Below are 23,057 nucleotides of genomic sequence, written 5' to 3' on the forward strand. Positions count from 1 at the left end.
TTCCTGCCGCGGCGCTTAATTCTCTTCGTCCTTTTTCAACGTACTAATCCCTTCCCCATTATCTCTGGCTGCAAGTCTCGTCCTCGCGAGCCTTGGTCTCTTCGTAGTTGAAAATCAGATCATCAATATCCACATCCGCGCGGACACGGGCCCAGATATTGTTGACTTCCTTCTTCAGCATCGTCATAGCAAAACGCTCCTTTCAAATTCAAAATTGGGTATAAAAATACCATCGTTCGACCTGCAAACGATGGAGGAAATGATTGTGTTCAGAATCCGCGGTTCTTATGCAAAAGCCACTCGTTCACGCACAGTCTGCTCCATTCGCCTGCAGCCCATCCAGCCGCCCTGAGTAACATAACGTTTCATCAACATCCTGTGCCACCTCTTTCCTCTCGTGCAGTCTGCAAAGGATCTTAGCGACCCGTTTGCTTTGTTTATTGTAAACCAGAACGTGTGTTTTGTCAAGCATTATTTTAAAAATTTGCAGGACGCTCTTCTTTCACATGCAGATTTACAGCCTCCCAGCTTTTTGATCCGCACCGTCCGAGCCATCACTTACCTCCGGCTGTCCATCGCGGTGAAAGGACCACACCAGATATGGTTTCCCCTCCACCCTGCACACCCGGGCCAGGCAAAAAAGCGCGTTTAACTCCACCGGCCGATTTTGAGCAAAGGGAGCTGCCAACTGAAACCCCTCCCCTGTTTTCCGGCACAACATGGGATGTCGCAGCAGCTGCCGCAGCAGGGTATCTTTCACCATCTGCCCGGGCTTGGCCTCACAGTACCACGCCCCACGCTTCGGAAAGGAGAAGGTCAGCACCGCCTCCGCCCCCTCCACCGGCCAGCATCCCTCCCGCTCCAACTGCCCTATGGACAGCCTCCGCCGGAGACGCAGTTCTCCATTCTCAGGGGCCAGGGTGCCCGCCAGCATTCGCTGGCCCTGTTTTCCAAACAGCCAGACCTTGTAAAGGCCCTGTCCGTCCTCCGCCCTGCGGGCCTCCAGGCGGACATAACTCCCCTCCCGCTCCAGGCGCAATGTGCCGCCCCCTGTCATTGCCAGCCTGCGTTCCATACGTTCCCCCACCTCCCACTGTCTTAATCTATGCGTCGGCCCGGAAATTTCACACTTGACAAATGTAACGAGTTTCGCTACAATCAATTCAATTAAACGCAATGAAGGGAATAAAGACAGTGATTGCCCCCTCAGAGAGCCGGTGGTTGGTGCGAACCGGTGTGCGGCGCCGCTGTGTATGACTGGTCCCCGAGCGGTCCTTCCGAAGCTGGATCAGTAGGATGGAACGACTGGCCCCGTTACCGGCCGCGGCCTTGTTGGAGGCTTAGAGGGCCGTTCGGGCGACCGGCGGCTGAACCAGGGTGGTACCGCGTGAATGGTTTTTATCACGCCCCTGACTTTAAAAAAGTCAGGGGCGTTTTCTTATCCCCTGGCGGAAAAACGCCCCGCGCCAACCCAGCGGGAGCCCCATTTTCAGGAGGACATGTTTATGAAGCCCGGATTTGAAAAGTACATTCCCTTCCAGCCCCAGCCCATCGAAAACCGCACCTGGCCCGACAAGGTGATCACCAAGGCCCCTGTCTGGTGCTCTGTGGATCTTCGGGACGGCAATCAGGCCCTGGTGGACCCCATGAACCTCCAGGAAAAGCTGGAGTACTTCCATACCCTCATCGACATCGGCGTAAAGGAAATTGAGATCGGTTTCCCCTCCGCCAGCGAAACGGAGTATGAGATCTGCCGCGAGCTCATTGAGGGCGGCCACATTCCTGACGACGTGACCATCCAGGTGCTGGTCCAGGCCCGGGAGCACCTCATCAAAAAGACTTTCGAGGCCATTCAGGGCGCCAAGAACGTCATTCTCCACTTCTATAACTCCACCTCCACCCTCCAGCGCAAGGTGGTCTTCCACATGGATATGGACGGCATCACCAAAATTGCCACCGACGCCGCCGACCTCATTTACGAGATGAGCCAGCCCATGATCCAGCAGGGCATGAACCTGCGTTTTGAGTACTCCCCCGAGTCCTTCATGGGCACCGAGATGGATTACGCCGTGGATATCTGCCAGGCGGTGCTGGAGCACCTCCACGCCACTCCGGAGAATAAGGTCATCCTTAATCTGCCCACCACCGTGGAGAACTGCATGCCCAACCAGTTTGCCGACATGCTGGAGTACTTCATCCGCAAGCTGCCCTCCCGGGACAGCGCCATCATCTCCCTCCACCCCCACAACGACCGCGGCTGCGGCGTAGCTACCGCCGAGATGGGCCTGCTGGCGGGTGCTGAGCGCGTGGAGGCCACCCTCTTCGGCAACGGTGAGCGCACCGGCAACGTGGATATCGTCACGCTGGCCATGAATATGTGGACCCAGGGCGTGGACCCGGAGCTGGACTTCTCCAACATCAATAAAATCAAGGAGATGTACGAGCGGTGCACCAAGATGCCTGTGGGGGACCGGCAGCCCTACGTGGGCAAGCTGGTCTTCACCGCCTTCTCCGGCAGCCACCAGGACGCCATCAACAAGGGTTCTCAGTACATGAAGGAATCCCAGTCCCAGTACTGGGAGATTCCCTACCTGCCCATCGACCCCGCCGACGTGGGCCGGGAGTACGAGCCCATCATCCGCATCAACTCCCAGTCGGGCAAGGGCGGCGCCGCCTACATTATGGAGCACAACTTCGGCTTCGACCTGCCCAAGGCCATGCACCCCGAGTTCGGCCACATCGTTCAGGTGGAGACCGACCGGGTGGGCAAGGAGGTCTCCCCCGAGCGCATCAACGAGCTGTTCCATCAGGAGTATATCGAGGCCAAGGAGCCTTACAAGCTGCTTAAACACGCCTTCCAGGAGACCATCGACGCCGAGGGTCACTCCCATGTGGCCTTCCAGGGCACCATTCAGCACACCGACACCATTTTCGATGTCGCCGGTGAGGGCAACGGCCCCATCGACGCCTTCTTCAACGCCATCAAGGGCGAAAAGATGGCCCGCTTCTCCTTCCTGGACTACGCCTCCCACGCCATCACCGATGGCTCCGACTCCCAGGGCGTGGCCTACATTCTGCTGCAGGATCAGCGGGACGGCAAGAAGTACTGGGGCGTGGGCCTGTCCCACAACATCAACCTGGCTCCTCTCCGCGCTATCCTCTCCGCCATCAACCGTGCCAAGCGGCCCCACTGAGTTTTTCCTATTTCCCGTCGGATCTGCGCCCGCCTTTCCTTTGAGAATGGCGGGCGCATTTTTCTTCTCTTCGGATTGTTTTTTATAAATTGTGGCTAGTTTCCCGTTGCCTTATATATTTTATCGATTATTCTTTCTTTAATCTTTCCGCGTTCCCTTTTATATTCCTTTTATCTTTTCAGAATTGACTTTTCCCCGCTTTAGATTATACTTACATATATATTGTTTTATTTTCCACTTCCACGAAGGAGGTTATTTTATGTCAAAAGCCGCCAACGGTACATCCAAGGCCGCTGTAAAGGCCCCGGCTCGCATGTCCAAAAAGGACCCTTTGACCCGGGAGCAGCTCAATGACATCGACGCCTGGTGGCGCGCGGCCAATTACCTGTCCGCCTGCCAGCTTTATTTGCTGGATAATCCACTGCTTCGGGAGCCTCTGCGCCCCGAACATCTGAAACAGAATATTGTGGGTCACTGGGGCACCTGTCCCGGCCAGAACTTCATTTACACCCATCTAAACCGGGCCATTATCAAATATGACCTGGACATGATCTACATCTGCGGTCCCGGCCACGGAGGAAACGCCGTGGTGGCCCATACTTATTTGGAGGGCTCTTACAGCGAGATTTACCCCAACATCAGCCAGGATGCTGAGGGAATGAAAAAGCTCTTCCGTCAGTACTCCTTCCCCGGCGGCATCCCCTGCCACACCGCCCCTCAGACCCCCGGCTCCATCAATGAGGGTGGTGAGCTGGGCTACTCCCTGGCCCACGCCTTCGGCGCGGTCATGGACAACCCCGGCCTGATCGCCGCCTGTGTCGTGGGCGACGGCGAGGCGGAAACCGGTCCCTCCGCTGCGGCCTGGCACTCCAACAAGTTCTTAAACCCCATTACGGACGGCGCAGTGCTTCCTATTCTCCATCTCAATGGCTTTAAGGTGTCCAATCCCACCATCTTCTCCCGCATCAGCCACGAGGAACTGGAGATGTTCTTTAAGGGCTGCGGCTGGGAGCCCCGCTTCGTGGAGGGCGAGGTACCCAAGGTCATGCACCAGAAAATGGCTGCCGCTCTGGATTGGGCGGTACGGGAAATTCAGCGTGTTCAGGAGTACGCCCGCACCAGCGGCGACGCTGCGCGGCCCCGCTGGCCCATGATCATCCTCCGCTCCCCCAAGGGCTGGACCGGCCCCAAAGAAGTAGACGGCAAGCAGGTGGAGGGCAGCTGGCGCTCCCACACCGCCCCCATCCCCGTCCACGACGGCAAGCCGGGCCGGATTCAGGAACTGGAGGCCTGGCTGCGCAGCTATAAGCCCGAGGAACTTTTTGACGAAAACGGTACGCTGATCCCCCGTCTGCACGATTTGGCTCCGGTGGGCGAGCGGCGCATGGGAGCCAACCCCCACGCCAATGGCGGCTTGCTGCTGCGGGATCTGCGCGTCCCTGATTTTCGCAACTATATGCTGGACGTTCCCCAGCCCGGTGCCGTGGAGGCGGCAGACATGGAGGTGCTGGGCGGCTATGTACGGGACCTGATGAAGCGGAATCTGGACGCCCGGAACTTCCGCATCTTCGGCCCGGATGAGACAGCCTCCAATCGCCTCTCTCCGGTATTTGAGGCCACCGGCCGGCGCTGGACCGATCCCATTGACCCCGACTCTGACGAGGCTCTGTCCGCCGACGGCCGGGTGATGGACGCCGCCCTCTCCGAGCACCTGTGTCAAGGCTGGCTGGAGGGCTATCTGCTCACGGGACGCCACGGCTTCTTCAACAGCTATGAGGCCTTCATCCGCATTGTGGACTCCATGGTGGCCCAGCACGCCAAGTGGCTGAAGGTATGCGGGCAGCTCCCCTGGCGGCAGTCCATCGCTTCCCTCAACTATGTCCTGGCCTCCAACGTGTGGCAGCAGGACCACAACGGCTTCACCCACCAGGACCCAGGCTTTTTGGACCACGTGGCCAACAAGAAGGCGGACGTAGTGCGTCTCTACCTCCCCCCCGATGCCAACTGCCTGCTGTGCTGCTTCGACCACTGCATCCAGAGCCGGGACCAGATCAACGTCATGATCGCCTCCAAACTTCCCCGCCCCCAGTGGCTCAGCATGGATGAGGCCATCAAGCACTGCACCCACGGCATCGGCATCTGGCAGTGGGCCTCCAACGATCAGGGCTATGAGCCGGACGCGGTGCTGGCCTGCTGCGGTGACACCCCCACTCTGGAGACCCTGGCCGCCGTCACCATTCTGCGCCACTACCTGCCCGACCTGAAAATCCGGGTAGTCAACGTGGTGGACCTGATGAAGCTGCAGCCTCACACCGAGCATCCCCACGGCCTTACCGATGAGGACTACGACGCGATCTTCACCACCGACGCCCCCATCATCTTTGCCTTCCACGGCTATCCCACCCTGGTTCACGAGCTTACCTACCGCCGGCACAACAAGAAGCTCCACGTCCGGGGCTACAAGGAGGAGGGCACCATCACCACCCCCTTCGACATGCGGGTACGCAACGACATCGACCGCTTCCACCTGGTGATGGACACGGTCAAGCGCCTGCCCCAGCTGGGCAACAGCGCCGCCTACCTCATTCAGGAGATGAAGGACAAGCTGGTGGAACACCGTCAGTACATCAACACCTACGGTCAGGACATGCCCGAGGTGCGCCAGTGGCAGTGGAACGGCGGAAAAGGCAATTATTGAGGTCACCCTTGACCCGGGAATGCATCCCATGGTATAATCTGGTCAATCGTCCGGCATGAAGCCGGCACCCTGACTCCAGCGCCCGTTCCCTTTTGGAACCTATATTTTGTAACGGTCATACCGCGCAGGTATGCTCTGCCCAGAAGGGCGGAACAGCCTGCGCGGTATTTTTCCGTCCAAGGAGAGATGCTTTCCATGCGCAATCAAAATCAGTCCATCCGGAACATGGTCCTGGCCGCTCTGATGCTGGCCCTGGCTTACATCCTGCCCAATTTCACCGGCAACATCCCTCAGATTGGAGCTATGCTGCTGCCCATGCACCTGCCCACCATTCTGTGCGGCTTTTTGTGCGGCGGGCCCTGGGGTGCCGCAGTGGGCTTCATTGCCCCGCTCATGCGCTCCCTCATTCTCACCAAGCCTTCTCTGTTCCCCACGGCCATCGCCATGGCTTTTGAGCTGGCCACCTATGGTCTGGTCTCCGGCGTGCTCTACCGCCGCCTGCCCAAGTCTCTGGTTGGCATCTACACCGCCCTCATCGGCGCCATGCTGTGCGGCCGGGTGGTTTGGGGCATTGTGACCGCCCTTCTGCTGATGGGTGGGGAGGGCTTCACCTTTGCCGCCTTCATCGCCGGCGCTTTCACCAACGCCATTCCCGGTATCATCCTCCAGCTGGCGGCCATCCCCGTGGTGGTCCTGGCCCTGCAGAAGGCCAAGCTGATCGCCCAGCTCGCCTGAGTCATGGAGGATATGGTGAAGCTCCTGAAGGAGCACTTTGACAACCACCCGGATATGGAAATCCGGGACGCCGTAAAATTCCTGTACCAGAGCCACATGGGGGTGGGCCACCTCATCAGCGATGAGGCCACCGCCCTCACCCGCCTGGAAACGGAGTGGGCCCAGGTGAAGGCGGATTCCTCCGCCTCTCTGACCGAGTCTCTGGGCGGCGGGATGTGCCGTCTCCAGCTCAGCGCCTGTAAAGGAAAAGGACTAGCCATCCACACCGTCTTTTGTTTGTTCCTTCTCACCGCACAGCAGGCCGCTCCGGACCGTTCAGGCCTTGAGCGCGACCTGGAGTTGGTGTATGATCTTCCCTTTCCCAGGGCCGCCGTGGACGCAGAGCTGGCACAATTCAAAGCGCAGGGCTGCCCCGCTGTGAGCCACAGTGCCCGATACTGGGCCGCCTATGCCCCGGCCTACCGGGTGATCTCCCAGAAGCTGGCGTGCCTCCTCCAGCTGCTGTGTGCCATTGACCAGGAAATGTCCTGTAATCCATTTGTCCGCGTGGCCATCGACGGTCCCTGCGCCTCGGGCAAATCCACCCTTGGAGAGGAACTGTCCCAAATCTATTCCTGTCCCCTCATTCACATGGATGACTTCTTCCTCCGTCCGGAGCAGCGGACAGAGGAGCGTCTAGCTCAGCCCGGGGGCAACGTGGACTATGAGCGCTTCCTTCAGGAGGTCCTCCTCCCCCTCACCCGGCAGGAGACGGCCTGCTACCGCCCCTGGCGCTGCCGCATGGGGGGCTTTGATGCTCCTGTCACTGTTCCCCCCTGCCCTCTAGTGGTGGTGGAGGGAAGCTATTCCCTCCGTCCCGATCTTCGGGACCACTACCAGCTTCGGGTGTGGGTAGAGGCGCCCTTGGAAGTACGATTGGAGCGGCTGGCCCAGCGGGGCGGGTCTGGCTGCCTGGAGCGGTTCCGCTCCATGTGGATTCCCCTGGAAAATCGGTATTTCGATGCCTGTCGGGTGAAGGAGTGCTGTCAGCTGTTCATTTCCGGCTCCAAATCACAGTAAAAAATCCCGTTGGGACAAATGTCCCAACGGGATTTTTCTTAGTTTTGTTCCAGGAAGTGCTCCACCTGGCGGGTGATCTGAGCCAGGTGCTCCCGGATGGGGATTTGCTGGGGACACAGCGTCTCGCAGCGTCCGCAGCCCACACAGCGGTCCGGCCGCTCCTCCGGGTCCAGGTTCTTCCAGGCCCGTTTGGTCAGCCGCTGATTCTGATAGACCGCCATGTTGTTCCACACCTGGAAACTCCCGGGAATGTCCACACCCGAGGGGCAGGGCAGGCAGTAGCGGCAGCCGGTGCAGCCGTTGTTCAGCCGGGCCCGCAGCCGCCGGGCGGTCTCCTCCACCAGCTTCTCCTCTTCCCCGCTCAGCGGATGCACAGGCGAAAAGGTATCCAGATTGTCCTCCAGCTGCTCCATGGTGGTCATGCCGCTTAGGATGACCGCCACACCAGGCTGGCTGGCCACCCAGCGCATGGCCCAGCGAGAGGGCGTAGCCTCGGGATCGGCCTCCTGCAGAGGCTTGGCCACCTCCTCAGGCAGCTGGGCCAGGGAACCACCCTTCACCGGCTCCATCACCACCACAGGGATGGACAGGCTCCGGGCCAGCTCCAGGCCCCGCAGGCCCGCTTGGTGCTCTGTATCCATATAGTTGAGCTGAATCTGGCAGAAGTCCCAGGATCGGTAACGGAGGATCTCCTCAAACACCGGATAACTGTCATGAAAGGAAAATCCCAGCCGGTGCAGCTTCCCCGCCGCCTGATATTCCTCCAGCAGGGAGAGGATGTCCAGTTTCACCATCTTCTCCCACATGTTCCGGTTCAGGTTGTGGAGCAGGTAAAAGTCCACATAGGGGGTCTGGAGCCGCTCCAGCTGCTGGTCCAGAATTTCTCGGGCCTGTTCCCGGCTTTCCACCAACCAACAGGGCAGTTTGGTAGCCAGGAAGTAGCTTCCCCGGGGATAGGCGGACAGAGCCCGCCCTAAAAAGAGCTCACTTTGTCCCTCATGGTAGGGCCATGCGGTGTCAAAATAGGTGATTCCGCCCCGAATTGCCCGATCAATCAGGCACTTGGCCTTCTCCTCGTCAATATTGCCCGTCCCCGGAACGACCGGAAACCGCATCCCTCCATAGCCCAGCCGGGAGGGCGAAGCCCCCTGAAACACCGAACAGCAATCCACCTTTTACACCTCCCCCAGTTCCTGCATCATCTGCTCCACCGCCTGCGCCACATAATTAGGCAAAGGCTGTTCCTTTACGCCGCTTACCACCACGCCGCAGCTGTTCATGGGGATCAAAAATTTCCGTGCCCGGCAGCCGCCCACCGCCTCTGCCATGGCTGGGGTCACCTCTCCCAGGATGGAGTGGGCCACCACAATGCCCACCGGGCCCAGCACCGCGTCCGCGTCCATAACACCCCGGACCACCGGGTTTTCCCCTGTGGCACCGAAGTCCGCCCCAGCCTTGAGCATGGTCGCGGTGGCGATGCTGTTGGTACCCAGCGCATAAATCTGTGCCTGAGGCAGACGGCGCTTGACCTCCTCCACCAGCAGCTTTCCAAGACGGCCTCCCTGGCCGTCCACAATGACGATTTTCATGGTTCTCTCCCTTTCCTAACCTATATCCGCAGGCACTCAGTTTACCACAATTTCATCCAGTCTGGAAGAAAAGTCCCATACAGGGCCAGAGAAGAAAACCACCCTACGGACCCCTGCATAGAATGGCCCGGGGGTGGTTTTATGTCCTTTTGTAAAAAATCCGGCGCAGACAGCTATCAGCTGCTCATGCTGGCAGTGGCCACAGCGATTTGGATTGCTCAGGACACGGACAGCGACACACTGAGTCAACTAGCCGCATTCTTTACGGTTTTGGGGGATATTCTGGCTCTCTTCGCCCTCCAGCCGGAACTGGCGGAGCGTGCCGTCGATCTGCTGGAAACGCCCCCGTCAGGCGGAGCCTCGGTCAGCCGTTGAAATAATCCCGAATCTCCTCCATACGGTCCACCGCTTCCTGATAGCCCTCCGCCCACAGAAGGCGCAGCTTTTCTGTGTTCCGCTCCGTTCGGGCCACGCCCAGGGTGGATTTTGGGGCGATCACAAGGAGCTTCCCCTGCTTTTCCAGCTCAAACAGCTGCCGGCGGTTCTCATTATAGCGCTCTGCCCGGCTCTCCATGGCCCGCACAAATTCCGGATACTCCTTGTACCGGCGGCGAACCAGAGCCATCACCTTGTCCGGCTTGCGCACATAGTCCCGGGGTCTGGTCAATACCACCAGCACCCGATCGCACCCCTGATCCAGGGCGTGCTGCCAGGGAATGGAGTCAGCTACGCCGCCGTCCAGACAGGGCTTTCCATCAATTTCATAGATGGGGAACATCAGAGGCATGGCGCAGGAGGCCTGCAGGATCAGGGATTCCTTGTCCCGCCGGGGCACCTCCACATACTCCGCGCCGCCGGTATTCAGGTTGGTCAGCACCGCCTCCACCTGACCCGGGTAGGCTTCAAAGGTATCATAATCAAAGGGAACCAGCTCATTGGGAATGGTATCGTAGGCAAATTTCAGGCCAAAATAGCTCTGGTTCTCCTTATCCGCCAGATTGTTCATGCCCATGTACCGGCGGTCATTGGCAAAGCGGGTCACTACCTCCAGATTTCGCCTGGGTTGACGGGAAACATAGCTGACGCCGTAGGCAATGCCCGCCGACACGCCCACCACATAGTCGGCCATTACATTCCCCTCCAGCAGGCCGTCACACACACCGCTGGAAAAAATTGCGCGGAGAGCTCCACCCTCCAATACAAGTCCTGTTTTCATGGCAAATCCTCGTATTTCAAAAATGGGTTTATGAAATTATTATATCCTTCTTTTCCTCTCTTTGCAAATAAATTGACATCCCGCCCGGTTCAGGCTATGATAAACCTATCCTTTTGATAGGAGTGATTTTATATTATGTCGACCATTTTTTCCAGTGTGGAGCAGCTGATCGGCAACACGCCGCTCTTCCAGGTTGAAACCAATTCCGCAACTGGAGCCCGTCTGCTGGCCAAATTGGAATACCTCAATCCCGCCGGCAGCACCAAGGACCGGGCCGCACTCTCCATGATTCTGGATGCGGAGGAACAGGGGCTGATCAAGCCTGGGGCCACTCTCATTGAACCCACCTCGGGCAATACCGGAATTGGACTGGCCTGTGTAGCCGCCGCCCGTGGCTACCAGGTGATTCTCACCATGCCCGACACCATGAGCGCCGAGCGCCGGGCCATGCTGGCCGCCTACGGAGCCAAGCTGGTACTGACCCCGGGCGCTCTGGGCATGCAGGGCGCGGTGGACAAGGCGGAGGAGCTCCATGCCTCCATCCCCGGCAGTCTCATCCCCGGTCAATTTGTCAATCCTGCTAACCCCAAGGCCCACTACCGCACCACCGGCCCCGAGATCTGGCGGGACACCGACGGAAAGGTGGACATCCTTGTCGCCGGTGTAGGTACCGGCGGCACCATCACCGGCACCGGTCGGTATCTGAAGGAGCAGAACCCTCAGCTTCAGGTCATCGCCGTAGAGCCTGCCTCTTCCCCTCTGCTCTCCGCCGGAAAGGCGGGCCCTCACCAGATTCAGGGCATTGGGGCCAACTTTGTGCCGGAGGCTCTGGACCGCTCGGTACTGGACGAGGTTCTGCCCGTCCGTGACCAGGACGCCTTTGATGCCGGCCGGGAGATGGCCCGCTCCTTCGGTCTGCTGGTGGGCATCTCCTCCGGCGCCGCCCTGTACGCCGCCCGCCAGGTGGCGGCCCGGCCGGAAAACACCGGAAAGACCGTGGTGGCCATCCTGCCCGACTCCGGAGACCGGTACCTGTCCTCCCCCATGTTTCAGGAGCCCTGAACCTTCCATTTTTTAGCGCCGCATATTTTCCCTGACCAGGCCGCACACTAGGAATACACTGACCAACCAAGGAGGTATTCCCATGAAACGACCTGTCATACGCCGTGGGGCGCTGGCATCCCTGCTGGTGCTCAGTCTGGCTTTCTCCCTCACCGTCCCCGCCTCCGCCTTTTTCTGGAACCGGAAGGATGAGAATCCCTCCGTGGCCGACTTTTCCAAGAATGGGCTGGTAGGCACCGTCATCTCCTTTACTCAGGAGGACTTTGTGCTGAAAAACGGGGACGGCGCGGGCATCAGCGCCATCTCCATCGACACCTTGCCGGATCCAGGGGCCGGTACCTTACTGATGGGCGGCCAGCCCATTGAGGCCGGTTCCCTGGTGGAACAGAGTGCTCTGGGTGGACTGCGCTTTCAGTGCTCCCCCAATCCCTCGCTGACCACCGCTACCTTTACCTTTACTCCTATTCTCTCCTCCTCCGCCACCTGTGAGGCTGCCACAGTCACCCTCTATCTGCTCACCGAGGAGAACCAGGCCCCCATTGCCCGGAACATGGACCTGTCCACCTACAAAAACGTGGCCATCACCGGGTACTTTGACGCCTTGGATTCCGAGGGCGACCTGCTCACCTTCCAGCTCACCTCCACCCCTGCCCGGGGCGCGGTGACCCTGGCAGAGGACGGCTCCAGCCGCTTTGTCTACACCCCCTATGAGAACAAAACGGGCAGCGACTCCTTCACCTATGTGGCCATTGACCCCGCCGGTAATACCTCTCCAGAGGCCAAGGTATCCGTGCGCATTGAAAAGCCTTCCACCTCTGTGACCTACTCCGACCTGGAGGGTAACAGCGCCCACAAGGCGGCCATCCGCCTGGCGGAAGAGGGCGTGTGTGTGGGTGAATATGTCAACGGTCAATATTTCTTCCATCCCGACCAGCCGGTAAGCCGGGCTCAGTTCCTATCTATGGCCATGGCGGTGTCCGGTCTGGAGCCTTTGGAGGACGTGACTCTCACCGGCTTCTCTGACGACGAGGCCATTCCCACCTGGGCCAAGGGCTCCGTCTCCGCTGCACTGAAGGCAGGCGTCATTCAGGGCAGCCGGAATGAGGAGGGCGCGCCGGTATTTGGCGCCGACAGCCTCATCACCCTGGGTGAAGCCACGGTGATGCTCAATAACCTTCTGGGTGTAAGCGACGTCCCCGTGGAGGTTTTCTCCCCTGAAGGCTCGGACCACTGGGCCTCCCAGGCGGCCGCCAACCTGGCCGCCTCCGGCATTATCCGAGTGGAGGACTCCGGTGCCGCTACCCTGTCCGCCCAGATGACCCGTGCGGAGGCAGCAGAGCTGCTGGATGGTGCGCTGGAGATGCTGGATGCCCGGGAGGACGGCAGCTGGCTTCCCTGGTAATGAGGAACAAAGGCAAAAAATTCCCCGAAACGCTGTTGCGTTTCGGGGAATGATCTTTTTTGTAGAACTGCGGCTCAGTCCTCGTCCGCCGCGGCGTCGTACATGGGGCGGGAGCCAGTCCCGGCAGAGGGCGCGGCAGACACACCGGCCGCGGCACGGAACCGTGCCCGGGACTTTTTGATCTCGTCATAGGCCTCGGCCACAGCCTCCTCGGTGCGGCGCAGGGCGTCCTCACAATACTCGTTGGCGGAACGCTTCAAATCGCGGCTGCGCTCTTCCGCCTGCTGCATCATCTCGTTGGCGCGCTGACGGGCCTGGAGGGTAATGGTATCCTCCGCCACCAGCTGGCGTGCCCGGTCCTCCGCGGCCTTGCGGATGGCATCCGCTTCCCGCTTGGCGGAGGCTACCAGCTCCGCCCGGTTGGCCATCATCTTTCTGGCCTCAGACAGCTCAATGGGGAACTGGCTGCGCACATCGTCAATGAGATCCAGCGCCCGGTCCCGCTCAATCACACATTTATCGCTGGACAGAGGGGCGTTCTTCGCCTCGTCAATCATTTCAAAAAGCATGTCCAGTAACTCTTCCACACCGCTTGCCATGCGTTATCCTTCCTTTCCCTGCATTTCCCCCATGCGCCGGTTGACATCGTCCACGATCTCCCGGGGAACAAATTCCGCCAGGTCGGCCCCGTACCGGGCCATCTCCTTGACAATGGTGGAGCTGAGGTAGGTATATTTCTCGCTGGAGGCCAGGAACATCGTCTCCAGCTTGGGGTTCAGCTTCTTATTGATGACTGCCATCTGAACTTCCTGTTCAAAATCGGACACAGCACGCAGTCCCTTGACCACCACGTGGGCCCGACGCTCCTTGGCGTAGTCTGCCAGCAGCTCGTTGGAGTAGTCCACCTCCACATTGGGGAACCGTTCCGTGGACCGCCGCAGCAGTTCCACCCGTTCCTCTGGGGTGAACATTCCCTGCTTTTTGGAGTTTATCATGACGCAGACAATCAATTTGTCAAAACAGGCCGCCGCCCGTTTGATAATATTCAGGTGGCCAAGGGTCACCGGATCAAAACTGCCCGGATAGATGGCAGTACTCATTCTCGCTCACTCCCCGCCCGGTGGAATACCGTCAGCTTGATCTTTCCGTACCGGTACTCCCGTCCCTGCACATAGGGAGCCGCCAGAGTAGGCAAAACCTTCTCGACGGCACTTTCGCATACCATTATACCATGTTCCGACAGAATGTCAAACTTGGCAATGGCCTCCATACTATCTTCCAAAAGTTGGGTTTGGTAGGGAGGATCCAGGAAAATCAGGTCAAATTTCTCCCGGCAGGAGGAGAGGAACGACAGCGCGTCCCCCTGCACCACCCGGGCGTGCTCATTGAGCCCGCACAGGCGCAGATTGTCCCGGATGACCGCCGCCGCGTCCCGCCGGGCATCCACAAAGGTACAGTGGACCGCGCCCCGGGACAGGGCCTCAATACCCAGCTGGCCGGTTCCTCCGAAGAGGTCCAGGGCCCGCCGGCCCTCAATTTCAAACTGAATGATATTGAACAGAGACTCCTTCACCTTGTCCGTGGTGGGACGGGTGTCCATGCCCGGCAGCTCCTTGAGCTTTCTGCCCCGGGAGGATCCTGAAATAACGCGCATATCCTTCGTTCCTTTCTTCCCGGGGCCGGATTATTCCCGCTCCGGAGTCTGGTGAAAATACTGAAATACTGCCTGGGCGGTGTTTCGTGGAACTGCCTTCTCCAGTTCCTCCAGAGAGGCCTCCTTCACCGCTTTCACGCTCTTGAAGTATTTGAGCAGCTGCTGCCGCCGCTTCTCCCCCACCCCGGGGATCTTGTCCAGCACGGAGCCCTTCACATGCCCCGCCTGGAGCTGGCGGTGATACTCAATGGCAAAGCGGTGGGTCTCCTCCTGAATCTGTCCGATGAGGGAAAAGACTGCCGGCACCGCCTGAATGCCGATCTCCCGGCCGTCAGGATGGACCAGTGCCCGAGTGCGGTGGCGGTCGTCCTTCACCATGCCGAAGGCGGGGATGTCCAGATTCAGGGTCTCCAGCACCCGTTGGGCCACCCGCACGTGCTCCAGTCCGCCGTCAATGAGCAGGAGATCGGGCTTATCGACAAATTTCTCGTCCCCGTCCAGGTAGCGGCGGAAGCGCCGGGTGAGCACCTGCTCCATGGAGGCGTAGTCGTCGGGTCCGTTCATGTCCCTGAGCTTGAAGCGGCGGTAGTCCCGCTTCAGGGGCCGTCCGTTTTCATAGACCACCATGGAGGCCACAATGTCGCTGGCCCCGGTGTTGGAGATGTCGTAGGACTCCATCCGTTTGGGCGGTCCCTCCAGGGCCAACATCCGGCCCAGCAGCTCCAGCAGCTTGTTCTGCCGCTCCTCCCGGGTGGTGGCCCGTTCCACCTCTTCCCTGGCATTCTGGTTGGCCAGGCGGATGAGGTCCATCTTGGCCCCCCGTTGAGGCGTGACCAGTTCCACCCGACGGCCCACCTGCTCGGACAGCATCCGGGTCAGGGGCACCTGGTCGGGCAGCTCACAGGGCAGCAAAATCTGCTTGGGCAGCCGGGCCCGACCCACATAGTATTCCCGCACCAGGGAGGAAAGGACGGTTCCCTCCTCCTCTTCCATGGGGGTCTCAATGAGATCAAAGTCCTTGGCCGCCAGGTCGCCTTCCACATAGTGGAGGACCACAAAGCAGCTCTTGGCCGTGCCCCGGAAAAATCCGGTGACGTCCGTGTCCGCCAAAGAGCCCGCCACCACCTTCTGCCGGGCTCCTAACAGCTCAATGGCCCGCAGCCGGTCCCGCAGCTCCGCTGCCCGCTCAAAGCGCAGCTCCTCCGCCGCCTGCTCCATCTCCGCCGTCAGGTCGGCCTTGACCTCCTGAAAGCGCCCTTCCAGCAGAGAGAGGGCCTGGGCAATGGCCTGGTCGTGGCGCTCTTTTAAATCGTAGCTGCGGCAATAGCCGTCGCATTTTCCCATATGGAAGTTGAGACAGGGGCGCTCCTTACCGACGTCCCGGGGGAACTTCCGGTTGCAGGAGGGCAGGCGCAGGGCCGAGCGCAGGGCATCGATGATGCCCTGGGTGCTGTGGCGGCTGGCATAGGGCCCGAAGTACCGGGCTCCGTCCTCTGCCGGCCGGGTCGCCAGGGAGAATTTGGGATAGGGATCCCGCACCGTCACCCGCACATAGGGGTACCCCTTGTCATCCTTGAGCAGGATGTTGTAGTGGGGCTGGTGACGCTTAATGAGGGAGCACTCCAGCACCAGGGCCTCAAATTCGCTGTCAGCAATGATGACGTCAAAGTGGTCAATCTGGCTGACCATAGCCCTGGTCTTCTCCGTGTGAGCCGCGGAGTCCTGGAAGTACTGACTCACCCGGTTTTTCAGGGCCTTGGCCTTTCCCACGTAGATCACCGTGTTCTTGGCGTCCTGCATGATATAGACTCCCGGCTTCAGCGGCAGGGAATGTGCTTTTTCCTTCAGCTCCTCAAAGGTCATGTCCGCCTCCCTGTCCGGAATCATCCGGACATATCAAAAAAGGCACCGCTGAGCGGTGCCTTTTCGCTGCGTGCAGGTTTACTCGGAAAAATCAGAGGAAATCATCTTATACAATGCCTCGACCGCTTCCTTCTCATCCGGGCCATCCGCGATCAGCTTGATCGGAGTGCCCTTCACGATACCCAGGGACAGTACTCCAAGCAGGCTCTTGGCATTCACCTTACGCTCCTCCTTCTCAACCCAGATGGAGCTCTTGAACTCGTTGGCCTTCTGGATAAAGAACGTAGCGGGTCTTGCATGCAGACCAACCTGATTATTCACGACTGCTTCCTGACTATACATAAATTGTACCTCCGCCTCGTCGTATTGTGTGACATTAGCATAACAGATTTATCCCGTTCACGTCAATGACATTTTTCACAAATATTACAGCGTATCTAAACAAAAATAAAAGGCATTTTTCCTGCTTTTATTGCGTTTTACACAAAAAAGTAAAGTTTTTTCCCTGGTTCATAGGAAAAAGCCCCCATATTTATACCAGGAAAAGGAAAGCAGCCATCAAAAAAGCCGCTTCCCAAGGAAAAAATCCCCACTTTTCCTGTATCATTTGTTACATATTTTCCGGTCCTGACACCTAAGGATTCCCTTCACTTCAGCTCCGCCACGGTCACGCCGTCCTCACCTTCGCCGTAGCGGCCAGGCCGGAAAGACTTGATATAGCGGCTGCGCTTCAGGTAGGTACGCACGGCGCTGCGCACCGCGCCGGTCCCCTTTCCGTGAATGATGGTCACCGTCTCCAGTTTCCCCATCATGGCAGTGTCCAGGAAACGCTCCAGCACAGCAATGGCCTCGTCGGTCATCATGCCCCGGAGGTCGATCTGAGAAGGCACCGCCGCTGTCCGCAGGGTGTGCTCCGCCCGGGTAACAATGCGCCGGGCCTCCTTCTGGGCCTGGGTCTCCCCCTCCACCACGCGAACCTCCTCCTGCTTGGCGGAGATCTTCAGAATGCCGGCCTGGAGCTGGAGAGAACCATCCTTGTTCACCGACAGCACCGTGGCTCTGGTTCCCATTTTCACCAGCTCCACCGTATCTCCGGCCACGGCGGGACGGGTGGGCGGCGGAGCCTCGGGCTCCGGGGCGGGGCCGCCGATATTCCGCTCCGCCTCGTTGAGCAGGCGGCGGGCCTCCGCCCGACCGTCGTTCACCTGCTGCCAATCCAGCTTATCCTGCTGCTTTTTCAGCTCCTTCAGCTCCGAGAGGGCCAGATCGCTGGCCGCCCGGGCCTCGTCGATGATCGCCCGGGCCTCCGCCTGGGCTTTTTCCACCACCTTGGCCCGTTCCTCCTCCAGCTTTGCCCGATACTCCCGAACCTTGGAGGCCGACTGCTCCATCTCCAGCTTCAGCCGCTTGGCCTCAGCCCGCTCTTTCTCCATCTCCTGGCGCTGCTGATCCAGGCGGGTAAGCACATCCTCAAAGCGGACGTTTTCCGCATCCAGACGCTCCGCCGCCTTATCAATAATATATTCCGACAGCCCCAGCCGGCGTGATATGGCAAAGGCATTGGACTTGCCCGGAATGCCCAGAATCAGCCGGTAGGTGGGGGCCAGAGTATCCACATTGAACTCACAGGAGGCATTTTCCACCCCCGGCGTGGTCATGGCATACACCTTCAGTTCGGCATAGTGGGTGGTGGCCGCCACGGCGGAACCCATGCTCCGGGCATACTCGATGATGGCGGCGGCCAGCGCGGCGCCCTCCACTGGGTCGGTGCCTGCCCCCAGCTCATCAAAGAGGATAAGGGAATCGCCGTCCGCCTCGTCCAGGATGCCCACGATGTTGGTCATGTGGGAGGAGAAGGTGGAGAGGGACTGGGCGATAGACTGCTCGTCGCCGATGTCGGCCAGCACCCGGTGAAAGACCCGGACCGTGGAGTCATCCTTGGCCGGGATATGGAGACCACACTGGGCCATGAGGGTAATGAGGCCGATGGTTTTCAGCGTCACCGTCTTACCGCCGGTGTTGGGGCCGGTGATGACCAGGGTATCAAAGCGCTCTCCCAGCTCCAGATCGTTGGCCACTGCCTTCTTCCGGTCCAGCAGCGGGTGGCGAGCCCCCCGCAGGTGCAAATACTTGTCAGACAGAGCAGGTTCTGAACAGTCCAGCTTCGCCGACAGCTGAGCCCGGGCAAAGATGGTATCCAGCCAGATGAGCAGCTGGTAGTCCTCCAGAATGTCCTCCTTGCGGGCGGCACACTCGGCAGACAGCTGGGCCAGGATGCGTTCAATCTCTTTCTTCTCCTTGGCGGCCAGCTCCCGCAGCTCGTTGTTGGCCTTCACTACCCCCATGGGCTCGATGAAGAAGGTAGAACCCGAGGAGGACACGTCGTGGACCAGACCGGGAATGGCATTTTTGTGCTCCGATTTTACCGGCACCACGTACCGGTCCGAGCGGATGGTGATGATGGCCTCCTGCAGGTACTTGGCCTGATTGGAGGAGATCAGCTTCTGAAGGATGTCCCGCACCTTGGCCTCAGAGGCGCGCATGTGCCGCCGGATGGAGGCCAGCTCCGGGCTGGCGGAGTCGGCAATCTCATCCTCCCCCAAAATGGAGTTGGAGATGGAATCCTCCAGGAAACGGTTGGGCGTGAGTGCCCGGAACAGGTGGGAGATGGGGGTTTTCTCCTCTCCCCCGCCGTACTCTCCCACGCTGCGGGTGCAGCGCAGCACCGCCGCAATGTCCAGCAGCTCACGGGTGCTGAGACTGCCCCCCATGTCCGCCCGCTGGAGGGAGGCCGCCACCGGCTTCACTCCGGAAAAGCCCGGCGTACCCCGCAAAACCAGCATTTTCACCGCGGCGCTGGTCTCCTGCTGAGCCCGCTCCACGTCGTCCCGGTCCGTCATGGGCCGAAGGGAGCGGCACTTCTCCTTCCCCTCTTCGGTCGCTGCGCAGTCGGCCAGAAGCTCCAGCACCCGGGGCAGTTCCAGGGTCTGGATGGATTTTTCAAACAGCTCACTCATAATACAATTACTCCTGCATTGGATTGTGTCCAAATCGCTTTTTCCTATTCTCTCATAAAGCCGCTCTCTGCGCAAGAGTGGAAAAGGCGGCCCCTCACGGACCGCCTTCTCATGGGCTCTTACAAATGCTGAGGCAGTGGCTCGTCGTCCGCTACCTTGCCCAGAGGCCGATAGACCGTAACATACATGGTCACAAAACAGGCCAGGCCGCCCACCAGCTGAGACACCGCCTCCGCTACAAACACGCCAGTGGTCCCCATCCAGATGGGCAGGATCACAGTCAGCGGCGCGTTAATGATGGCCTTGCGCAGCAGAGAGAAGAACACTGCCTGTTTGGAGCGGCCCAGGCTTACAAACACACCCTGGCCCGCCATCTGCAGAGACATGAAGACAAACAGGCCAAAGTAAATCCGCAGAGCAGGAATGCCCTTTTCTATGACCTCAGCCTCATTGTTGAACACCTGGATCAGCAGCCCGGGCACCAGCATGGCCAGCGCCCAGAACACAGTGGCGTAGACCACCGTTACACCCACACTGAAGCGGATGGACTCCCGCACCCGGCTGTACTTGCCCGCGCCGTAGTTAAAACCAGCCACGGGCTGGGAGCCGTTGGTCAGTCCCTGAACAGGCATGCTGAACACCTCACGAAGGGAGTTAATGATGGTCATGATGCCCACATACAAATCGCCGCCGTAGCTCTGGAGGGTGGCGTTGCACACCACCTGCACCAGACTGTTGGTCATGTTCATGAAGAAGCCGGACAGGCCCAGGCTGATAATCCGCAGGACCCGGCGCCGCTGAAGACGAAGACAGCTCCGCCGCAGCCGCAGAATGGCCCGGCGGCTGGTGAGAAACTGCAGCACCCATACTGCCGACACCCCCTGTGCGATCACCGTGGCCAGTGCCGCCCCCCGGACGCCCATGCCCAGAAGGAAAATAAAGATTGGGTCCAGCACGATATTCAGCACTGCCCCGATGACCACCGTCAGCATCCCCATTCGTCCAAAGCCCTGGGAGTTGATAAACGGATTCATTCCCAGGCTGATCATGACAAAGAGGGTACCGCATAAGTAAATGGTCATATATTGGTCGGCATAGATAAAGGTATCCGGACTGGCGCCAAAGAGATACAGAATTGGCTCCTGCAGCAGCATGAAAAAGGCAGTGGCAAGCACGCCCAGCAGGACCAATAACGTGAAGGAATTTCCCATTACACGTTCTGCTTCTTCATTGTCCCCGTGCCCTCGGCAGATGGAGCACAGAGGTGCACCGCCGGTGCCGCAGAGATTGGCCAGCCCCATGATGATGGACACGATGGGAATGGTGATGCCGATGCCCGTCAGCGCCAGGTGGCCTGTGCCGGGCAATCGGCCCAAATAGATGCGATCCACCACGCTGTACAGCACGTTCACTAGCTGTGCGGCTGTCATGGGGATCGCAAGTGTCATAATGTTTTTGGAAATGCTTCCTTTGGAAAAATCATTTTTGACCCCGGGCACGTCCCTTACGCCTTCCTTCGTCTTTCCCCCGCTGTCGGCACCTCCGTAAACCAGGTAACCGCCAGGTATCAGAATATCGCTTTCTTTTTTAGTTTAACACACTCTTTACAAAAGGGAAAGGCCTCTTTTGGGGGGCAATCTTTCAGGAAAAGGCATCCTTCCAATGGAAAATCTGAGGCGGGCAGTCCATCCGCCCCTCCGGAGCATAGATCTCAATCACATCAAAGCGCATGGGACAGTCCTGGGGATTCTGGGCAAGGTAGGCCAGGGCCGACTGTTTCAGCTTCTGCTGCTTCCGTCCGTCCACCTGCTCCGCTGCCCGGCCATAGCGCTCACTGCGGCGCAGCTTGACCTCCACAAAGCACAGCGTTTTTCCATCCCGTGCCACCAGATCAAGCTCTCCATAGCGGCAGCGCCAGTTGCAGGCCAGAATGCGGTACCTCTGTTTGCGCAGGTACTCCGCCGCCTGCTCCTCTCCCCACCGGCCCAGCAGCCGGCTCTGCTCCCCGCTCATAGGTTTTTCAAAAAGGTCCGGCGGTGGATGGGGCTGGGACCGTAGGTACGAAGCCGCTCATAGTGCAGCTTGGTGCCATAGCCCTTATGCTGCTCGAAGGCATATTCAGGGTATTGTCGGGCCATTTCCAGCATGTAGTGGTCCCGGCTCACCTTGGCCAGGATGGAAGCTGCGGCGATAGAGGCCGACAAGCTGTCTCCCTTTACAATGCATACATGGTCTGTGGTGATGGCCCCCTGCTTCCCGTGGTCCCGGTTCCCGTCGATGAGGGCAAAGGCCGGGGACTGGGCCAGGCCATCAATGGCCAGCTGCATGGCCTTCATCCGGGCGCTGAGAATGTCGGTGCGGTCAATCTCCTCCGCCGACACGCTGGCCACCGACCAGCACACCGCCCGCTGCTGAATGATGGGAAACAGGGCCTCCCGCTTCTTCTCCGTCAGCTTCTTGGAGTCGTTGAGGCCAGGGATGTCCTCTTCCAGAGGAAGAATCACCGCGGCCGCATACACCGGGCCGGCCAGTGGACCGGCCCCTGCCTCGTCACAGCCGCATACCGGCAGACAGCCTCGGGCAGCGGCCTCCCGCTCATAGGTCCAGAGATCCATCCCGTTCCCTCCTCTCAAGCTTCCTCAGGAATTTCCAGGGTAAACCGGCCCAGCTTGCTTCCGCGGTACTCATCCAGCAGAGTACGGGCCATGCGCTCGGTGTCAAACTCACCGCCGGAAATGCGCATTCCCCGCTTCTGGGCGCAGGCCTCCAAAAGCCGGTAGCCGTAAGCCACGTCGTTCTCTTCCTCCTGCCGCTGGGGCAGCTGGGTAAGCTTATATCCATCCAGCAGCGCCTGGGGATAGCGCTGGGCCAGCAGCGCCATCAGGTGGCAGCCTAGAGTCTCCACATCCATGATGTCATCCTTTACCGCGCCGGTAAAGGCCAGGTGCATGCCTATCTGCTCGTCCTCAAACTTGGGCCACAGGATCCCCGGCGTGTCCAACAGATCCAGGGTGTTATCCACATTGACCCACTGTTTGCCCCGGGTGACGCCGGGACGGTCCCCCGCCTTGGCAGACTTCTTCCGGGCCACCTTGTTGATAAAGGTGGATTTGCCCACGTTGGGCACGCCCACTACCATGGCTCGCACAGGGCGGCCCACCTGGCCCTTCTCCCGCCAGCGGGCAATCTGCTCCTTCAGGGACTGCTGAATGAGGGCGGAGAACTGGTTGACCCCCCGCCCGGTTTTGGCGTCGGTCTCCAGCACCGAGTGGCCCTGGGCGCGGAACCGCTCTGCCCACTTTCGGTTCAGCTCCGGGTCCGCCTGGTCCGCCCGGTTGAGCACAATGAGCCGGGGCTTCCCGGCACAGATGGAGTCAATGTCCGGGTTCCGGCTGGAGACGGGGATGCGGGCGTCCATGATCTCCACCACAATGTCTACATTTTTTAAATCGGCCTCAATCTGCCGCCGGGTCTTGGTCATATGACCCGGATACCACTGAATGTTCATACTGCGGCCTCCTTTTTTGTGCCTACGAAAAAAGGAGCGGCAAACACCGCTCCTTTTTCT

21 protein-coding genes, 1 pseudogene and 1 other annotated feature are annotated in these 23,057 nt (G+C 59.6%); of the genes and pseudogenes, 7 read left to right on the forward strand and 15 right to left on the reverse strand.

Translation table 11 applies throughout. The features are described 5' to 3' along the window. Positions 1–58 precede the first annotated feature (58 nt). Positions 59–187, reverse strand: coding sequence for a hypothetical protein (locus DWX58_RS15895; protein ID WP_279229862.1), 129 nt, complete (start codon positions 185–187; stop codon positions 59–61). 327 nt (positions 188–514) lie between these two features. Then, entirely contained in the window at positions 515–1,075 is a 561-nt protein-coding gene (locus DWX58_RS09175; RefSeq protein ID WP_118643120.1) for a hypothetical protein, read from the reverse strand. A 92-nt stretch (positions 1,076–1,167) separates the two neighbouring features. Then, positions 1,168–1,414, forward strand: a binding site (T-box leader). Positions 1,415–1,505: 91 nt separating this feature from the next. On the opposite strand from DWX58_RS09175, the gene leuA reads away from it, so the two are divergent. The 4 genes from leuA to DWX58_RS09195 all read left to right on the forward strand — a co-directional run bounded on the left by leuA (position 1,506) and on the right by DWX58_RS09195 (position 7,686). After that, the gene (gene leuA / locus DWX58_RS09180) at positions 1,506–3,194 is read left to right on the forward strand and encodes a 2-isopropylmalate synthase (protein ID WP_118643122.1); all 1,689 of its coding nucleotides are present in this window, start codon (positions 1,506–1,508) and stop codon (positions 3,192–3,194) included. Between the two features lie 313 nt (positions 3,195–3,507). After that, complete coding sequence (locus DWX58_RS09185) at positions 3,508–5,892, forward strand: phosphoketolase family protein (RefSeq protein ID WP_243093395.1); 2,385 nt, start codon at positions 3,508–3,510, stop codon at positions 5,890–5,892. 195 nt (positions 5,893–6,087) lie between these two features. Beyond that, positions 6,088–6,627, forward strand: a complete 540-nt coding sequence (locus DWX58_RS09190; protein WP_118643126.1) for an ECF transporter S component — start codon at positions 6,088–6,090, stop codon at positions 6,625–6,627. A gap of 12 nt (positions 6,628–6,639) precedes the next feature. Then, complete coding sequence (locus tag DWX58_RS09195; protein WP_147382255.1) at positions 6,640–7,686, forward strand: hypothetical protein; 1,047 nt, start codon at positions 6,640–6,642, stop codon at positions 7,684–7,686. A gap of 38 nt (positions 7,687–7,724) precedes the next feature. Here the strand turns inward: DWX58_RS09195 and DWX58_RS09200 are convergent, their stop codons facing one another. Further along, positions 7,725–8,858, reverse strand: a complete 1,134-nt coding sequence (locus DWX58_RS09200; protein WP_279229863.1) for an aldo/keto reductase — start codon at positions 8,856–8,858, stop codon at positions 7,725–7,727. Positions 8,859–8,861: 3 nt separating this feature from the next. Then, complete coding sequence (locus DWX58_RS09205; RefSeq protein WP_118643130.1) at positions 8,862–9,275, reverse strand: DUF3842 family protein; 414 nt, start codon at positions 9,273–9,275, stop codon at positions 8,862–8,864. 141 nt (positions 9,276–9,416) lie between these two features. Here DWX58_RS09205 and DWX58_RS09210 point away from each other — a divergent pair, with 141 nt between their 5' ends. Continuing rightward, a complete protein-coding gene (locus tag DWX58_RS09210) occupies positions 9,417–9,650 on the forward strand; it encodes a hypothetical protein (protein ID WP_118643132.1) in 234 nt (77 codons plus the stop codon). Here DWX58_RS09210 and DWX58_RS09215 read toward each other — a convergent pair. Then, the gene (locus DWX58_RS09215; RefSeq protein ID WP_118643134.1) at positions 9,640–10,491 is read right to left on the reverse strand and encodes a patatin family protein; all 852 of its coding nucleotides are present in this window, start codon (positions 10,489–10,491) and stop codon (positions 9,640–9,642) included. The genes DWX58_RS09210 and DWX58_RS09215 overlap by 11 nt on opposite strands. A 135-nt stretch (positions 10,492–10,626) precedes the next feature. On the opposite strand from DWX58_RS09215, the gene cysK reads away from it, so the two are divergent. Together cysK and DWX58_RS09225 are read left to right on the forward strand one after the other, a co-directional pair. Then, positions 10,627–11,553: a cysteine synthase A gene (gene cysK / locus DWX58_RS09220; RefSeq protein ID WP_118643136.1), complete on the forward strand. Its 927-nt coding sequence runs from the start codon at positions 10,627–10,629 to the stop codon at positions 11,551–11,553. Positions 11,554–11,635: 82 nt separating this feature from the next. Further along, positions 11,636–12,955: an Ig-like domain-containing protein gene (locus DWX58_RS09225; protein ID WP_118643138.1), complete on the forward strand. Its 1,320-nt coding sequence runs from the start codon at positions 11,636–11,638 to the stop codon at positions 12,953–12,955. A 74-nt stretch (positions 12,956–13,029) separates the two neighbouring features. On the opposite strand, the gene DWX58_RS09230 is transcribed toward DWX58_RS09225, so the two are convergent. From DWX58_RS09230 to ylqF, 10 genes and pseudogenes are all read right to left on the reverse strand, one after another. After that, positions 13,030–13,554 carry a hypothetical protein gene (locus DWX58_RS09230; protein WP_118643140.1) on the reverse strand — a complete coding sequence of 175 codons (525 nt, stop codon included), beginning with the start codon at positions 13,552–13,554 and terminating at the stop codon, positions 13,030–13,032. A gap of 3 nt (positions 13,555–13,557) precedes the next feature. Then, on the reverse strand, positions 13,558–14,055 hold the full coding sequence (coaD, locus tag DWX58_RS09235) for a pantetheine-phosphate adenylyltransferase (RefSeq protein ID WP_118643142.1): 498 nt from the start codon (positions 14,053–14,055) through the stop codon (positions 13,558–13,560). Further along, positions 14,052–14,615 (reverse strand): annotated as a pseudogene (gene rsmD / locus DWX58_RS09240) (16S rRNA (guanine(966)-N(2))-methyltransferase RsmD); the annotation flags it as partial. The pseudogene rsmD and the gene coaD, both read right to left, overlap by 4 nt. 24 nt (positions 14,616–14,639) lie before the next feature. Continuing rightward, on the reverse strand, positions 14,640–16,496 hold the full coding sequence (gene uvrC, locus DWX58_RS09245) for an excinuclease ABC subunit UvrC (protein WP_243093383.1): 1,857 nt from the start codon (positions 16,494–16,496) through the stop codon (positions 14,640–14,642). Between the two features lie 54 nt (positions 16,497–16,550). Continuing rightward, complete coding sequence (locus DWX58_RS09250) at positions 16,551–16,814, reverse strand: HPr family phosphocarrier protein (protein ID WP_023347782.1); 264 nt, start codon at positions 16,812–16,814, stop codon at positions 16,551–16,553. 305 nt (positions 16,815–17,119) lie between these two features. Continuing rightward, the gene (locus DWX58_RS09255; protein WP_118643148.1) at positions 17,120–19,489 is read right to left on the reverse strand and encodes an endonuclease MutS2; all 2,370 of its coding nucleotides are present in this window, start codon (positions 19,487–19,489) and stop codon (positions 17,120–17,122) included. A 119-nt stretch (positions 19,490–19,608) separates the two neighbouring features. Further along, entirely contained in the window at positions 19,609–20,937 is a 1,329-nt protein-coding gene (locus tag DWX58_RS09260) for an MATE family efflux transporter (RefSeq protein WP_199648745.1), read from the reverse strand. Between the two features lie 193 nt (positions 20,938–21,130). Beyond that, the gene (locus tag DWX58_RS09265; RefSeq protein ID WP_118643152.1) at positions 21,131–21,502 is read right to left on the reverse strand and encodes a YraN family protein; all 372 of its coding nucleotides are present in this window, start codon (positions 21,500–21,502) and stop codon (positions 21,131–21,133) included. Further along, positions 21,499–22,104, reverse strand: coding sequence for a ribonuclease HII (locus DWX58_RS09270; RefSeq protein ID WP_118643154.1), 606 nt, complete (start codon positions 22,102–22,104; stop codon positions 21,499–21,501). The genes DWX58_RS09265 and DWX58_RS09270 overlap by 4 nt, the downstream gene beginning before the upstream one ends. Positions 22,105–22,118: 14 nt before the next feature. Then, positions 22,119–22,997 (reverse strand): ribosome biogenesis GTPase YlqF, encoded by an 879-nt coding sequence (gene ylqF, locus DWX58_RS09275; RefSeq protein ID WP_118643156.1) that lies wholly within the window; start codon positions 22,995–22,997, stop codon positions 22,119–22,121. Positions 22,998–23,057 lie beyond the last annotated feature (60 nt).

The sequence above is a fragment of the Pseudoflavonifractor sp. AF19-9AC genome, from assembly GCF_003478995.1.
In the GTDB taxonomy this organism is placed as follows: Bacteria; Bacillota; Clostridia; order Oscillospirales; family Oscillospiraceae; genus Lawsonibacter.